Source organism: Streptomyces sp. V4I8 (assembly GCF_041261225.1).
Taxonomy (GTDB): Bacteria; Actinomycetota; Actinomycetes; order Streptomycetales; family Streptomycetaceae; genus Streptomyces.
The window spans coordinates 1,115,479-1,129,749 of sequence record NZ_JBGCCN010000001.1 but is presented as its reverse complement, the minus strand read 5'-3'; the positions used below and the strand labels follow the sequence as shown (position 1 = coordinate 1,129,749).

The window sequence follows — 14,271 nt, the reverse complement described above, 5'->3', positions numbered from 1 at the left end:
CATCAGGCTGCGTGGGTGGTGGCGGCGCGGTGGGCGAGTTCCTGCCGGACCAGCGGCAGGACGTGACGGGCGTAGTCGATGGCGTCGTTGAGGGGGTCGTAGCCGCGGATCGACAGCAGGTCGCAGCCGATGTCGACGTAGTCGAGCAGGGCCCGCGCGACCGTCTCCGGCGAACCGACCAGGGCCGTGGAGGCGCCGGCGGCGTTGGTGGCGACGGCCGGCGCGGTCCACAGGCAGCGGTCGTGCACCTCGCCCCGCTCGGCGATGTCGAGCAGCCGCTGCGAACCGACGTTGGCGGGACGGCCGGTGGTCCGGTAGTGCCGCAGCAGCTCGGTGTTGTGCGCCTGGTCCGCGAGGACGCCCAGCGTGCGGTGCGCCTTCTCCCAGGCCAGTTCGTCGGTGGGCGCGATGATCGGGCGGAACGACACCCAGATACGGGGGTGCGGGCGCCCGGCGGCGTCCGCGACCGCGTTGACGGCGGCGATCTGCTCGGCCGTCTCCTTCAGCGGCTCGCCCCACAGCCCGAAGATGTCGCCCTGCTGTCCGCCGACCCGGTAGGCGTCCTGCGACGAGCCGCCGACCGAGATCGGCACCAGCCCGTTCACCGGCTTTACATCCGAGTAGTAGCCCTCGAACCGGAAGTGCCTCCCCTCGTGCGAGACGGGCCCCTCGGCCTGCCACACCTTCCGCAGGATCTGGATGTATTCGTCCGAACGCTCGTACCGCTCGGCCTTGTTGAGGTAATCGCCCTCCCGGCGCTGCTCCTCGTCGCTGCCGCCGGAGATGATGTGCACGGTCAGCCGGCCGTCGCTGATCCGGTCCAGCGTCGCCAGCGCACGGGCCGCGTGCGTCGGGAAGATCACCCCCGGCCGGTGGGCCAGGATCGGGCGGATCCGCTCGGTGTGGGTGGCGACGAACTGGGCGATCTGGAAGGCGTCCGGCGACGCCGAGTGGTAGGCGACCAGCGTGTGGTCGAAGCCGCCGTCGTCCAGGGCGCGGGCGTACCTGCGCAGATGGTCGACGTCGAGGCCGGTGCGGCTCGCGGCGGCCGGACCCGACGCCCCCGCGTCCGTGTGGACGGCGCTGATGAACTCGACAGGCATGGACGACTCCCGTGTCATGAAGGCCACTTGAGGAAGATCACTTGAGGTAGGTCACTTGAGAAGGGACGTGTCGGCCGACTCCGCCACGTCGACGTTCGGCTCCAGCACACCGATCCCGTTCATCAGGTCGGCGACGCCCTGCACGGTCCTGTTCACCCCCGGCGTGATCGGCAGGACCTTGCTGTACGCGGCGGAGGCCAGCGTCCTCGCCACGGAGGCGTCGGCGCCGTTGCGCTGCTCGATGGCGGCGGCGTACGCGTCCTGGTGGGTGCTCGTCCACTCCAGGGCCGTACCGAGGCGCTTGAGGAAGTCGGCCAGCGCGGTCTTCTTGGACGAGTCGGCGAGCGCGGTCTCGGAGGCGTTGATGAAACCGATGCCGCTGACCCGGCCGTCCCCGCCGTCGACCAGGAGCCTGCCGCCCTGCTCCAGGCCGACGGCCTGGTAGACACCGAAGGTCGCCCAGACCTTGATCTTCCCTGAGGCGAAGGCCGCCTGTGCGTCCGTCGGCAGCAGGTACTGGACCTTGACGTCCTTGTAACTGAGGCCGTTCTGCTTCAGCACGTTGGCCAGCAGATACTCCGAGACGCTGCCCTTGGCCGAGGACACCACGACCTTCTGGCCCTTGAGGTCCTTCACGCTGTCGATGCCGGAGTCCTCGCGGACGACGAGGCCGACATGCCTGCCGTCGTTCTTGAGTGCGGCGACGTTCTTGACCTGCACCCCGCCGCTGAGTGCCTGAAGGGCCGGAAGGTCGGCGGAGTACCCGGTGTCGGCGGCGCCGGCCTGCACGGCCTGGTACAGCGGTGCGGCGCCCTCGAACTCGGCCCACTTCACCTGGTACTTGGCCCCCTTGAGGGCATCGGAGGCGGCGACGATCGTCTGGAGGGTCTTCGCCTGGTCGCCGACGGTGAGCGTGACCTGGCCGCCGTCGGTCGAGGCGTCGGCCGAGGAGTCCGCGCCGCAGGCCGTCAGCGCCAGCAGGGTGGTGAGGCTGAGGGCGGCGGTGGCGAGTCTGCGTATCACGAGGGGGTTCCTTCCAGGGTGCGGGTGACACCGAGCCAGCCGAGGAGGCGGGCGCGCAGGGTGACGAAGCCGGGGGCGGTCAGGTCGCGGGGCCGGGGCAGGCCGACGGTCAGCTCGTGCGCGATACGGCCCTCGTCCATCACCAGGACCCGGTCGGCCAGCAGCAGCGCCTCCTCCACGTCATGGGTGACCAGGAGGATCGCGCAGCCGTGCCGCTGCCACAGCTCGGCCACCAGCTGCTGGACCCGGCCGCGGGTCAGCGCGTCCAGCGCGCCGAACGGCTCGTCCAGGAGCAGCAGTTCGGGTTCGCGGACGAGCGCCCGGGCCAGTGACACCCGCTGGGCCTGTCCGCCGGAGAGCGTCTTGGGCCAGACGCCGGCCCGCTCGGCGATGCCCACCTCGTCCAGTGCCTTCTCGGCGAGGGCCCGGTCGGGCCGGCCGGGCAGTCCGAGGACGACATTGCGCCACACCTTCAGCCAGGGCAGCAGCCGCGGCGACTGGAAGGCGGCACTGCGCCGCGCGGGCACGGTGACCTCGCCGTCGATCTCCTCGTCGAGCCCGGCGAGGATCCGCAGCAGGGTGGACTTGCCGCAGCCGCTGTGCCCGAGGAGGGCCACGAACTCGCCCTCACGGATGTCGAGATGGAGGTCGTGCAGCACCGTATTGCCGTCGAAGGCCCGTGAAAGCCCCCGTATTTCCACGCTGTTGGCCATGCCGCTCACGCCTCACCCTCGAAGTTGGCCCGCCAGGTCAGCAGGCGCCGCGACAGGATCCGTACGGCGAAGTCGCAGGCCAGGCCCAGCAGTGCGTACACGGCGAGGCACAGCACGATGACGTCCGTACGGAAATACTGCTGGGCGTTGCTCATCAGATAGCCGAGCCCCGCGTCCGCGTTGATCTGCTCGGCGAAGACGAGCGCCAGCCAGGCGGTGGACAGCGCGTACCGGAGTCCCACGAGGGCACCGGGCAGCGCGCTCGGCAGAATCACGTACGTGACGAGACCCAGCCGGCCGAGCCCCATCATCCGGGCGGCCTCGACGAGTTGGGCGTCGGTGGAGCGGATGCCGCCGTAGATGTTGAAGTACAGCGGGTACGTCACACCGAGCGCGACCAGTGCGATCTTCGGGGTCTCCTCGATGCCGAACCAGACGATGAACAGCGGGATCAGACCCACCCAGGGGATCGCCCGGAACATGCCCATCGAGGAGTCGATGACGTCCTCGCCGAGCCGGAACAGGCCGGCCAGCAGGGACAGGCTCAGCGCGATCGTCGCGCCGATCAGGAAGCCGGTGGCGGCGCGGCGGCCCGAGGCGGCGATGGCACCGGGTAGTTCGCCGTTCCCGGTGAGTTCGATCGCCTGCTTGATCACGTCCACGGGGGAGGCCAGCACGGACTCCGGGAGCAGACCGGTGGCCGAGGTGATGAACCAGAGGAGGACGAGGCCCACGGGGCCTGCGGCCCGGCGTACCGAGCGGGGGACGGTGAAGCGGCGGCCGGTCCTGGCGGTGCCCCGGATGGTGACCCGGGTGGACGGCTTCGCCAAGGCGGGCAGCTGGAGCGGCTCTGGCGTCATGGGTGGCTCCCCTTCGCGGCCGGGCGGTCGGGGTCGGCGGACCAGGCGGACCAGGAACCGGGGAACAGGACGGCCGCGAAACCGGCGATCTCCAGGGCGGCGATCTGGTGTGCGGCGGTGACGCCGGAGCCGCAGTAGACGCCGATGCGCCCGGCCGTGGCGGCACCTCGCTCCTCGAACCGCTCGCGCAGGTCCCCGGCCGGCAGGAAGGTCCCGTCCGCCGCGAGGTTCTCGCCGGTCGGCGCCGAGACCGCGCCCGGGATGTGCCCCGCGCGCGGGTCGACCGGCTCCACCTCGCCGCGGTACCGCTCGCCCGCCCGCGCGTCCAACAGGAGCCCCTCGGCGGCGAGTCGGGCAGCCCCGTCGGCGTCGGTGATCGGCAGCCCGCCCGCTTCCAGTACGACATCGCCGTACGGCTGCTCGGCCGGCACCCCCGATTCCAGCGGCAGGCCCGCCGAACGCCAGGCGCCGAGCGCACCGTCGAGCAGCGTCACCCCTGACACCCCCGCGTACCGCAGCAACCACCAGGCCCGCGCGGCAGCCGTGTTGCCCAAGTCGTCGTAGACGACGACGTGTTGGCCCTGGCGTACGCCCCAGCGGCGTGCCGCCTCCTGCAGCTCTCCGATCGAGGGCAGCGGATGCCGACCGCCCCGCGGGCTCGGCGGTGCCGCGAGCTCCGTGTCCAGGTCGACGTACACCGCACCCGGGATGTGGCCCTCGGCGTGGTGCCCCCGGCCATGCGGATCGCCCAGTGCCCAGCGGACGTCGAGCAGCGCGGGCGGTTCGTCGGAGGCGAGCAGCTCGCGGAGTTCGGTGACGGTGGTCGTGACGGTCATGCCCGCTCCTCCGCGATCGGCGCCAGCTCGGGGGACAGGCGCAGGCGCTCCAGGAAGAGGACGACCGTGGCGGCGGCGGTGCGGTGCAGGGCGTCGTTGAGGACGTCGTGCCGGCCACCGTTGAAGAGCACGGTGCGCGCGTCGCCATAGGCGTCCAGAGCCTTGCCGACCGGGCTGACCACGTCGTCCTTGCCGTGCAGGGCCAGGACCGGGACGGTCACGCGCTCGAGCCGGGGGCCGGGCACGGCGTCCGAGAGCGCGCCCCGCCGGAACCCGGGGTCGTTCGTCAGCCGGCCCTGGTGGGTGGGGCAGGCGGTGCGGGCCTCGACCTCGGTCTCCCAACTCCCGGACGTCCAGGGCCCGGTGGGAAGCCCGACCAGGATCAGGGCGGCGACGCCCGACGGCTGCTCGGCGGCAAGCCCGGCCGCGTACAGCGCGCCGGTGTCCGAACCGACCAGCACCTTGGGGCCGGGCAACGACTCGTCGGCGAGCAGCTTGGCGGCCTCGTCGAGGACGGACGGGTCGGCGCTCGCGTCACCGAGGGCGCGCACCTTGTAGGCGTCGAAGGCGAGTCGGCGGCCGAACCGCTCGTACACACCGCCGTGCTCGCCCCGCCCGGCCAGCACGATCAGCGTGCCGCGCGCGGCGAGACCTTCGGGTTCGTCCCAGGAAAAGGATGAGGGCATGAGGGGGAAACTCCCGTTTCAGGGAAGGGGGCAGCGAGAAAAAGGCAGAGGAGAGCGGCTGTCACGTGTCAGTGAAAGCGGACGTGATCAGCTCAGGAGACGGCGGAAAGCCGGTGGGGGATCAGCGACAACGCGCGCTGCACGCCACGCCGAAGTCGATGACTCGGCGCTGCGTCAGAAGGGCAGCGGAAGCGGTCGCGTGCAACATGCGTTCATCATGACCGGCGGCTGCGGGCCACGTCCAACGATGATTCCGCATCGAAACCGATCAGGAATCGCGATCGATCCTCTTCGGCGGCTACTGTCACGGCATGCCCCAACCCGTCCTGGACATCGTGGCCCTGCGCAGCCTGACCGCGGTGGCCGACTGCGGCGGCTTCCACCGCGCCGCCCGGGTCCTCGCCCTCAGCCAGTCCGCGGTCAGCCAGCACGTCCGCAGACTGGAGAAGACCCTGGGGCGACCGGTCGTCGAACGCGAGGGCCGGGGCACCCGGTTCACCCCCGAGGGACGCGTGCTGCTGGAGCAGGCGCGCCGCATCCTCGCCGTCCACGACGAGGCCGTGCGCACCCTCCTCGACGCCGACGCCGACACCGTGACCGTCGGCTCCACCGAGCACGCCGCCGACCAGTTCCTGCCCCGGTTGACCGCCGCCGTCCAGGAGGTACGGCCCGGCTGCCGGGTTCGCTTCCGCATCGACCGCTCCGCCCGCCTCGTCGAGGCCGTGGAGCGCGGCAGCGTCGATGTGGCGGTGTACGTCACCGAGGCCGCCGCCACCGAGGGCACACCCGTCGGCGGCCTCCCGCTCACCTGGCACGCCGTCCCCGGCTGGGTGCCCCCGCCCGCGCCCGCTCCGGTTCCGCTGGTCGCCGTCGAGGAGCCCTGCGCCATCCGCCGCCGGGCCATCGCCACCCTCGCCAGGCACGGGGTTCCCGCCACGGTCGTCGGCGACGCCGGCTACCTCGCGGGCGTCCTGGACATCGCCCGCACCGGCCAGGGAGTGGCCCTGCTCGCGTCGGTCGGCGCCGGGCCCGACGGGCTCACCCCGTACCCGGGCCTGCCGCCCGTCACCCCGATCCCGATGAGCGCCCTCGCCCGCCCCGGCGCGGACCCGGCCACCACGGAGGCCGCCTTCACCGCCGTACGGGATCTGCTGCGGGAGGGCTGAACGACCTGAGCGGCCGGCCGATCGAAAGGGCGGACTGCCCGGCGCCCCCTCGGGCGGTCGGCGAAGGTCGGCCGGAACTGCTCCCTGCCGCGGGGTGCTTCCGCCACGCGGAGCGGGAAGGTCCCCCCGGGCGGGATCCCACCGGGAGGGGCCCGCCGGGAGGGCCGACGCGAAAGGGTGGGGGGTCGTCGTGAGGGTCGTCCTGCTCGGCACCGCCGCCGGAGGCGGTTTCCCGCGGTGGCACTGTGCCTGCGCGGGATGCGCCGCCGCCCGTGACGGCAAGCTGCCCGCCCGCGGCCCGGAATGCGCGGCCGTCACCGGCAACTCCCGCGACTGGTGGCTGCTGAACGCCTCGCCGGACATCCGTGCCCAGCTCACCGCCACCTCCGCGCTGTGGCCCCGCGCCCAGCGCACTCCGGTACGGGGCGTGCTGCTGACCGACGCCGAGGCCGATCACGTGGCCGGCCTGGCCGTGCTGCGCGGGACAGCGGGGCTGAAGACCTACGCCGCCCCACCGGTGCTCACCGCCCTGACCCCGGCGCGGCCGGCCCTCCACCGCCACGCCCGGTGGGAGTGGGCGGACAGTCTGGCGGAGGGCGGGTTCGTGCTGGCCGGCGGCCTGGTCGTCACGGCGCACCCCGTGGCGGGCGAGGCGCCGGCGTACGTACCGGGCCGGGCGTCGGACGACCGCTGGGTGACGGCGTACCGCATCGAGGACCTGGCCACCGGAGGCGTCCTGGTGTACGCGCCCCGCGTGCGCACCTGGCCCCCGGTGCTGGACGACCTGATCGAGACGGCGGACTGCGTCGTCCTGGACGGCACGCATTACGCCCCGGAGGAGTCGGCACGGGACGGCCGCCATCTGCCCGTCGCGGGGCCGTCCGGCAGCCTCGCCGCCCTGGTCCGGCACCCGCACGCCCGCCGGATCTACACCCACCTGGCCGACACCAACCCGCTGCTCGACCCCGCCTCGGCGGCTTGCGCACGGGTGGCCGAGGCGGGCGTCGAAGTGCTGCCGGACGGGGCCGGGTTCGTGCTCTAGTACTGCAACGGTGCTTGTTCTGATTGCTGGGCAGTTTTCAGGGGCTGTGTCCGCGTCGTTTGTAGTGGCTGATGCGGGCTTGGTGCTGGCGTCGTCGGCGCCAGGTTGACCAGTGCAGGATGTGGTCGGCCGGGGTGGGGCGGCGGTTGGTGAGGCGGGTGATCAGGCGTCGGATCTCGGCGAGGCTGAGGTGGATGAGCTGGGAGGATCCGTTTCTGCTTTGTCCGTGTCGAGCTGGCGGGCCCGCAGGACAGTCAGACAGGCGTGGGCGGCCATGGCCAGGGTCATGTGGCGGTGCCAGCCCGGGTAGCGGCGGACCTGGTAGTCGTCCAGGCCGCACTCCTGCTTCGCGGTCTGGAAGCATTCCTCGACTGCCCATCGGCTGCCCGCGATGCGGATCAGCTCGTCCAGCGTCGTGTCGGCGGGACAGTAGGCGATGTAGTAGGAGATCTCCTCGGGCCTGCTCACGCTGCGGCGGGCGAGGACCCAGTGCCGGCGGTCCTCGCGGTGCCAGGGCCGCACCTCGACGCGGGCCCAGTCGAAGATCCGCCGGCCGTGGGCTCCTTCACCGCAGGAACGGCGTTTCCATTTCTGCCGCGGCAGGCCGGGAAACAGGTCGTGGACGGGGTGGTCGATGGACCAGCGGGTGACGACGGTGTCGTGCCGGGTGGTGGCCATGACGTGGAAGACATCCGCCTGTTCCAGCTCGAACCGCCAGCCCTTGCTGAAGCCGTAGGCGGCGTCCGCCGTCACCCAGCCGAACGGGATACGGTCGGCGATGGCCCGGCGGACCATCGCCTTGGCCATGGCCACCTTCGTCTCGAAGGCGACACTGTCGTCGATGCCCGCCCGCCGGCACCGTTCCCGGTCATCCGTCCAGGAGGTGGGCAGATACAGACGGCGGTCGATCAGAGTGCGTCCACGGCCGGTGGCGTAGGCGAGGAACACACCGATCTGGCAGTTCTCGGTGCGGCCGGCCGTTCCGGAGTACTGCCTTTGCACCCCGGCCGAACGGACGCCCTTCTTCAGAAAGCCGGTGTCATCGACGATCAGGACGGCCTCGCGGTCTGCGAGGTGTTCCACGACGTAGTCGCGTACGTCGTCCAGGACCTCGTCGGCGTCCCACTCGATCCGGTTCAGCAGCCGGTGGATGCGATCGGGACCCGTATGCCCGGCCTCCTCCGCCAGCGTCCAGCCGTTCTTCCGCTCCAGCGGCGCAACCAGCCCACGCATGTAAGCCAGCGCCGACTGACGCGGCTCCTCCCGGTTGAACCGGTGCACGAACCGCTCATGCAGAGCACCCAGTTCCCCCGCCCACAACCTGACACCAGCAAGGTCCCCACCCATAACAACACCAACGACTGAACTGGCCAGCAGTCACGGCAAAGACCGTTGCAGTACTAGGCCGTGTCCGCAAAGTCCCGTCGTCCGCCCGGAGGGCGGGCCCCGCGACGTCTGGTGTGTGCTCTCGGCGTGCCGGGCGGAAGCCCTCGTACTGGACGTACTTGGGCTGTCGCTCGGTGCGGCGAGAGTGCGTGCCAGGCGTCGCGGGGCAGGCGGGACTTTGCGGACACGGCCCAGGCCCTGTCCGGCCTCAGCCGTTCAGCATCCGGGCCAGCACGGCGCGCTGGAGCGGCAGGACCTCCGTGTGCAGATCACGGCCCTTGCGGGTGAGGGCGACGTACACGCCGCGCCGGTCCTCCGCGCAGACGGAACGCTCCACCAGGCCGTCCTTCTCCAGTCGCCCGATGAGCCGGGACAGGGCGCTCTGGCTGAGATGCACCCGTCCGACCAGGTTCTGCACCCGGCACTGTTCGCCCTCCCCGGGCGTCGCCGACGCGAGGATGTCGAGCACCTCGAAGTCGCTCGCGCCGAGGCCGTGCGGGTGTAGTACGCGATCGATCTCGGTCATCGTGCGCGCGTGTACGGAGAGGATGTCCCGCCAGCGGTCCTCGAGTCCGGCATCGGCCGTCTTCACTGCCATACCGGCACGGTAGCACCGATTCAGCCATTTGTTGACTGTGCAACTAGTGCGTGCGCAATGAGTTCCGCGCAGGCTCTCAGTCGGTCGGGTCCTGGAGCAGCCCCACGAGATTGCCGTCCGTGTCCTTCACGGAGGCGATGAGCCTGCCGCCACCGACGTCGTGCACGTCCTGCAGCGTCTCGGCGCCGGTCTCCAGCAGGACCGCGAGGGTCGCCCTGATGTCGTCGACGTGCCAGTAGGGGACCGGGCCGGTCATGCCCTTCGCGTGGCCGTTGGGGTCCAGGCCGACGTCCTGTCCGGCGTCGTTGAAGCCGACGTAGTACGGCTCGTCGGCATACGGTTCCGTGCCCAGCAGGGCCTTGAACAGGGCCTTCGTCCGGTCCAGGTCCTTGACGGGGTAGATGATCGTGTTGACTCCGGCAGTCATGGCGTACTCCTTGCGTGAAGTGTGCGCCGACGGGTTTTCGTCGGTGGTTTCACGCTAGGGCGGGGGAGGGGGCCGGGGCTTCTTGAATCCTGACCGGTCGCACACCGAGGGCGCGCCCACGGCTGGATCGCCGTGTGGCGCGCCCTGGAGGCCCGCTCACGCCGTTACGTCGACTCCCGCTTCACCAGCTCCGTCGGCAGGATCACCGCCGCCGGGTCCTCACCGCCGATCTGCGCGAGCAGCAACCGCACCATCTCGGCGCTGATGCGGTCGTAGGGCTGGCGCACCGTAGTGAGCGCGGGCGTGGCCTCCGTCGCCGCGCTGGAGTCGTCGAAGCCGCCCACGGACACGTCCTCGGGCACCCGGCGGCCTGACCGGTGCAGCGCCGTCAGGGCGCCCTGCGCCATCAGGTCGGAGGCCACGAACAAGGCGTCCATGTCCGGGGCCTGCGCCAGTAGCCGCTCGGTGCCCGCCTCGCCGCTGGCCCGGCTGTAGTCGCCGGAGACGATGAGCCGCTCGTCGATCTCGACGCCCGCCTCGGTGAGCACCTCCTTGTAGCCGGCGAGGCGATCGACACCGCCCGGGGTGTCCAGCGGGCCGCTCACCACGCCGACCCGGCGCCGGCCCAGAGACAGCAGGTGGCGCACCATGTCACGGGCGCCGTCCCGGTCGTCCGCCGCAACGTAACTCACCTTGGAGCCGAGCCCCATGGGCTTGCCGCACTGGACGAGGGGCACGCCCGCCTCGCGCAGTTCGTCGGCCACCGGGTCCCCGGAGTGGCTGGACACCAGCAGCACCCCGTCGACGTGTCCCGCCGTGATGTACCGCGTTATGCGCCGTCGTTCGTCCGGCGTGCCCGCCAGCATCAGCAGCAGCGGGATGTCGTGCGCCGCGAGCGCCTGCGTGCAGCCGCTGAGCAGGACGTTGAAGTTGGGGTCCTCGAAGAACCGCTCCTGCGGCTCGGTCAGCAGAAAGCCGATCGAGTCCGAACGTCCCGTGATCAGCGAGCGGGCGTGCCGGTTGACGACGTAACCCGTCTTGCGGATCGCCGCGTTGACCGCCTCCTGGGCGGTCGGGCTGACGTAGTGCCCGCCGTTGAGCACCCGCGAGACCGTGCCCCGTGAGACTCCGGCCTCGCGCGCCACGTCGTGGATCGTCGGCGGCTTGCGTCGGCCCCCCGTGTTGCTCATGGTCATGACTTTACGGCCCCGGAGAGCAGATCCAGGCTCCAGAACCGCTGGACGACCAGGAAGAGCACCACCAGCGGAATGACCGCGAGGAACGCGCCGGTGATCACCAGTGTGTACAGCGCGGGCGTGTTGGCGCCCTGTTCGAGGAGCGTGAACAGGCCCAGCGTGATCGGGAACTTCTCGTCGTCGCTGAGCATGATGTACGGCAGCAGGAAGTTGTTCCAGATCGCCACGAACTGGAAGAGGAACACCGTCACCATGCCGGGCACCATCATCGGCAGCGCGACCCGCGTGAAGATCCGCCACTCGCTCGCCCCGTCCATGCGCCCGGCCTCCACCACGTCGGCCGGGACGGCGGCGGCCGCGTAGATCCGCGACAGGTAGACGCCGTACGGCGAGAGGAGCTGCGGCAGCAGCACCCCCAGGTAGGAGTCCGTGAGGTCGACCTTCGCCAGCAGCAGGTACTGCGGAATGGCGAGGATGACCGGCGGCATCAGTACCCCCGCCAGCAGCACGTTGAAGAGCGTCTCGCGGCCGCGGAAGCGGTAGATCGCCAGCGCGTAGCCGCTGAACGCCGAGACGACCGTCGACAGCAGGGCGCCGAGACCGGCGTACAGGGCGGAGTTGCCCATCCACTCCCAGTACACACCGTCGCGGTAGGCGCTCAGGTCCGAGAAGTTGTCGGCGAAGCCGGTGCCCGGCAGGAAGGTGAACGTGGAGAACAGCTCACTGCCGGACTTGGTCGCCGCGATCACCACCCAGGCCACGGGCAGCAGGCAGTAGAGCGCGCCGAGCAGCAGCGTGACCGTCGGGATCAGTGCGATCCGGCGGCGCAGCGGCGGCCGGTTCTGGACGGTGCCGGGTGTGGTGCCGGCGGCGGTGTCGGCCTTGCCGACGGCAAGAGAACTCATCGTGCTGCCTCCTGCTTGTTGCGACGGTTCGCGGCCCGCAGGAAGCCGAAGGACAGCAGCAGGGTCGCGAGGGCGATGATCGTGGCCTGGGCGGCCGCCGCGTAGATGTCGCCCTTGCCGAAGGCGTCCTGGTACACCTTCATCAGCGGACTCCAGGTCGTGGACACGGAGTTGGTGAGCGGCTTGAGGGTGGTCGGCTCGCTGAACACCTGGAGCGTGGCGATGATCGAGAAGAAGAAGGTCAGCACCAGCGAGGGCGCCACCATCGGGATCTTGATCCTCAGCGCGATCTGCAGCGGCGTGGCGCCGTCCAGCTTGGCCGCCTCGTACACCTCGGCCGGGATCGCCTGCAGCGAGGTGTAGATGACGATCATGTTGAAGCCGGTGCCGCCCCAGACCGCGATGTTGGAGAGGGCCAGGTACAGCGGCCCGCCGTCCAGCAGGTCGGGCTGCGGCATGCCCAGCTTCTCGAGCACGTAGTAGAAGGGGCTGACGTCTGGCAGGTACAGGAAGCCCCACAGCAGCGCGGCCACGACGCCGGGGATGGCGTACGGCAGGAAGATCGCGAGCCGGGTGAAGGGCGCGAGCCGCACCTTGTCGGAGTCGAGGAGCAGGGCGAAGAGGAGGGCGAGCCCGAGCATCACCGGCACGACGATGCAGCCGTAGCCGAGCACCCGCAGCGCGCCGTCGACCAGCTCGTTGTCGGTGAGGGCGTCGGTGTAGTTCTCCAGCCCGGCCCAGACCTCCTTGCGGGCGCCGGCACCGAGCCCGAGCCCGGAGACCTTCACTTTGTGGAAGCTGAGCCAGATCGCGTAGCCGATGGGCAGGGCGAAGAACAGCAGGAAGAGGAGTGTTGCGGGGAGGAGGAAGGCGTACGGGGCCCCCTTCACCCCGTACGCCCTCCGGCTTGTGCTGGTCACTCGGCGACCTCGAAGCCCTGCTTCTCGAGGTCGGCGACCGTGTCGTCCTGCATGGTCTTCAGGGCGGCGACGAAGTCCGACTTGTCCTTGGCGGCCTTGCCGAAGGCGTCCTTGAAGGTGGTGTAGGCGACGTTCACGTTCGGGCCCCAGGCCGACGGAGCCGTGGACTCGGCGATCTCGGCGGCCTTCGCGTAGAAGTCGGGCTGGTTGGAGAAGTAGTCCGGCGGTGTGGTGAAGGCGCCGCTGAGCTGGGCCGAGGTGGAGGCCGGGTAGATACCGCTCTCCTTGGCCAGCGCGTTCAGGGCGTCGCCGTCGGTGTTCAGCCAGGCGGCGAACTTCGCGGCGGCCGCCTTGTTCTTGGAGTCGGTGGTGACGGCGGTGGAGGAGCCGCCCCAGCTGCCGGTGACGTTCTCCGACTGCGACCACTGGGGGAGCGGGGCCATGGCCCACTTGCCCTTGGTGTCGGGCGCGGCCGTGGTCAGGGTGCCCGGGGCCCACACGGCGCTGACCCAGGCGATCTGCTTGCCCGTATTGAGCGCCTTGTTCCAGGCCGGCGTGTACATCGGCTGGTCGTCGACGGCGCCCTCCTTGACGAGGCCGCCCCAGAACTCGGCGACCTTCTGGGAGGCGGCGTCGTCGATGCCGACCTTCCACTTGTCGCCGGAGGTCGTCCACCACTTGGCGCCGGCCTGCTGGGCGAGACCCGCGAAGAGGCCGGAGTCGTTGGCGGAGAAGGTGGTCAGGTCCGTGTCAGGGGACTTCTTCTTCAGCGCGCGGGCGGTCTCGGCGAACTCCTCCCAGGTGCTCGGGACCGTCAGGCCGTACTTCTTGAAGAGGTCCTGGCGGTAGTAGAACATCATCGGCCCGATGTCCTGCGGGACCGCGTAGACCGCGTCCGTGCCCAGCGTGGTCTGCTGCCACACCCCCTCGGCGAACTTGCCCTTCGCGTCGCCGACCTCGCTCGCTATGTCCGCGACCGCGTCATTGCTGACCAGCGTCGGCAGCGCCTGGTACTCGGCCTGGACGAGATCCGGGGCCTTGCCGGCCTTGTGCGCGGTGAGGATCTTGGTGACCAGCGTGTCGCCGGACGCCTGCTTCTTCACCGTGACCGTGATCTGGTCCTTCTTGCCCTGGCCCTTGTTCCACAGGTCGACGACCTTGTCCATGCCGGGCGTCCAGGTCCAGTACGTCAGCGAGACCGGCCCCGAGGAGTCCTCCCCGGCGTCTTCGGAGCCGCAGGCGGCGAGGGCGGTGGCGCCGAGGGCGGCGGCGACACAGCTGGCCGCAGTTCTGAAAACGAGTCGCCGACGCTTCGTGATGGGCATGGATCTCTCCCCTGACCTGGGGCCCCAGCCTGCTGCGAGGGCCCGCCATGCTTCTGTGAGCGTTCACAGTAGAGAAACATCCCGG

Annotated in this window: 15 protein-coding genes; 2 read left to right on the top strand and 13 right to left on the bottom strand. The window is 70.7% G+C overall.

The genetic code is table 11. The features are described 5' to 3' along the window. Positions 1–2: 2 nt before the first annotated feature. From ABIE67_RS05190 to ABIE67_RS05165, 6 genes are read right to left on the bottom strand one after another with little or no spacing between them, the layout of a single operon-like run. Entirely contained in the window at positions 3–1,103 is a 1,101-nt protein-coding gene (locus ABIE67_RS05190; protein ID WP_370253864.1) for an LLM class flavin-dependent oxidoreductase, read from the bottom strand. Positions 1,104–1,154: 51 nt separating this feature from the next. Beyond that, complete coding sequence (locus tag ABIE67_RS05185; RefSeq protein ID WP_370253860.1) at positions 1,155–2,126, bottom strand: ABC transporter substrate-binding protein; 972 nt, start codon at positions 2,124–2,126, stop codon at positions 1,155–1,157. After that, a complete protein-coding gene (locus ABIE67_RS05180) occupies positions 2,123–2,839 on the bottom strand; it encodes an ABC transporter ATP-binding protein (protein WP_370253858.1) in 717 nt (238 codons plus the stop codon). The genes ABIE67_RS05185 and ABIE67_RS05180 overlap by 4 nt, the downstream gene beginning before the upstream one ends. A gap of 5 nt (positions 2,840–2,844) precedes the next feature. Then, positions 2,845–3,699, bottom strand: coding sequence for an ABC transporter permease (locus ABIE67_RS05175; RefSeq protein ID WP_370253855.1), 855 nt, complete (start codon positions 3,697–3,699; stop codon positions 2,845–2,847). Then, positions 3,696–4,535: a sulfurtransferase gene (locus ABIE67_RS05170; RefSeq protein WP_370253852.1), complete on the bottom strand. Its 840-nt coding sequence runs from the start codon at positions 4,533–4,535 to the stop codon at positions 3,696–3,698. The genes ABIE67_RS05175 and ABIE67_RS05170 overlap by 4 nt, the downstream gene beginning before the upstream one ends. Beyond that, positions 4,532–5,221 carry an alpha/beta hydrolase gene (locus tag ABIE67_RS05165; protein ID WP_370253847.1) on the bottom strand — a complete coding sequence of 230 codons (690 nt, stop codon included), beginning with the start codon at positions 5,219–5,221 and terminating at the stop codon, positions 4,532–4,534. The genes ABIE67_RS05170 and ABIE67_RS05165 overlap by 4 nt, the downstream gene beginning before the upstream one ends. A gap of 311 nt (positions 5,222–5,532) precedes the next feature. Here ABIE67_RS05165 and ABIE67_RS05160 point away from each other — a divergent pair, with 311 nt between their 5' ends. Beyond that, complete coding sequence (locus ABIE67_RS05160; RefSeq protein WP_370253842.1) at positions 5,533–6,387, top strand: LysR family transcriptional regulator; 855 nt, start codon at positions 5,533–5,535, stop codon at positions 6,385–6,387. Positions 6,388–6,577: 190 nt separating this feature from the next. Continuing rightward, entirely contained in the window at positions 6,578–7,429 is an 852-nt protein-coding gene (locus ABIE67_RS05155) for an MBL fold metallo-hydrolase (RefSeq protein WP_370253838.1), read from the top strand. Positions 7,430–7,591: 162 nt separating this feature from the next. Here the strand turns inward: ABIE67_RS05155 and ABIE67_RS05150 are convergent, their stop codons facing one another. The 7 genes from ABIE67_RS05150 to ABIE67_RS05120 all read right to left on the bottom strand — a co-directional run bounded on the left by ABIE67_RS05150 (position 7,592) and on the right by ABIE67_RS05120 (position 14,186). Continuing rightward, positions 7,592–8,776, bottom strand: a complete 1,185-nt coding sequence (locus ABIE67_RS05150) for an IS701 family transposase (RefSeq protein WP_370252597.1) — start codon at positions 8,774–8,776, stop codon at positions 7,592–7,594. Positions 8,777–9,023: 247 nt separating this feature from the next. Continuing rightward, on the bottom strand, positions 9,024–9,413 hold the full coding sequence (locus tag ABIE67_RS05145; RefSeq protein ID WP_370253833.1) for a MarR family winged helix-turn-helix transcriptional regulator: 390 nt from the start codon (positions 9,411–9,413) through the stop codon (positions 9,024–9,026). 76 nt (positions 9,414–9,489) lie between these two features. Continuing rightward, positions 9,490–9,840 (bottom strand): VOC family protein, encoded by a 351-nt coding sequence (locus ABIE67_RS05140; RefSeq protein WP_370253828.1) that lies wholly within the window; start codon positions 9,838–9,840, stop codon positions 9,490–9,492. A 164-nt stretch (positions 9,841–10,004) separates the two neighbouring features. After that, positions 10,005–11,036: a LacI family DNA-binding transcriptional regulator gene (locus ABIE67_RS05135; protein WP_370253825.1), complete on the bottom strand. Its 1,032-nt coding sequence runs from the start codon at positions 11,034–11,036 to the stop codon at positions 10,005–10,007. Beyond that, positions 11,033–11,941, bottom strand: a complete 909-nt coding sequence (locus ABIE67_RS05130; RefSeq protein ID WP_370253820.1) for a carbohydrate ABC transporter permease — start codon at positions 11,939–11,941, stop codon at positions 11,033–11,035. The genes ABIE67_RS05135 and ABIE67_RS05130 overlap by 4 nt, the downstream gene beginning before the upstream one ends. Beyond that, entirely contained in the window at positions 11,938–12,861 is a 924-nt protein-coding gene (locus ABIE67_RS05125) for a carbohydrate ABC transporter permease (protein ID WP_370253816.1), read from the bottom strand. The genes ABIE67_RS05130 and ABIE67_RS05125 overlap by 4 nt, the downstream gene beginning before the upstream one ends. Beyond that, entirely contained in the window at positions 12,858–14,186 is a 1,329-nt protein-coding gene (locus ABIE67_RS05120; RefSeq protein ID WP_370253811.1) for an extracellular solute-binding protein, read from the bottom strand. Before ABIE67_RS05120 ends, ABIE67_RS05125 begins: the two co-directional genes overlap by 4 nt. Positions 14,187–14,271: the final 85 nt, after the last annotated feature.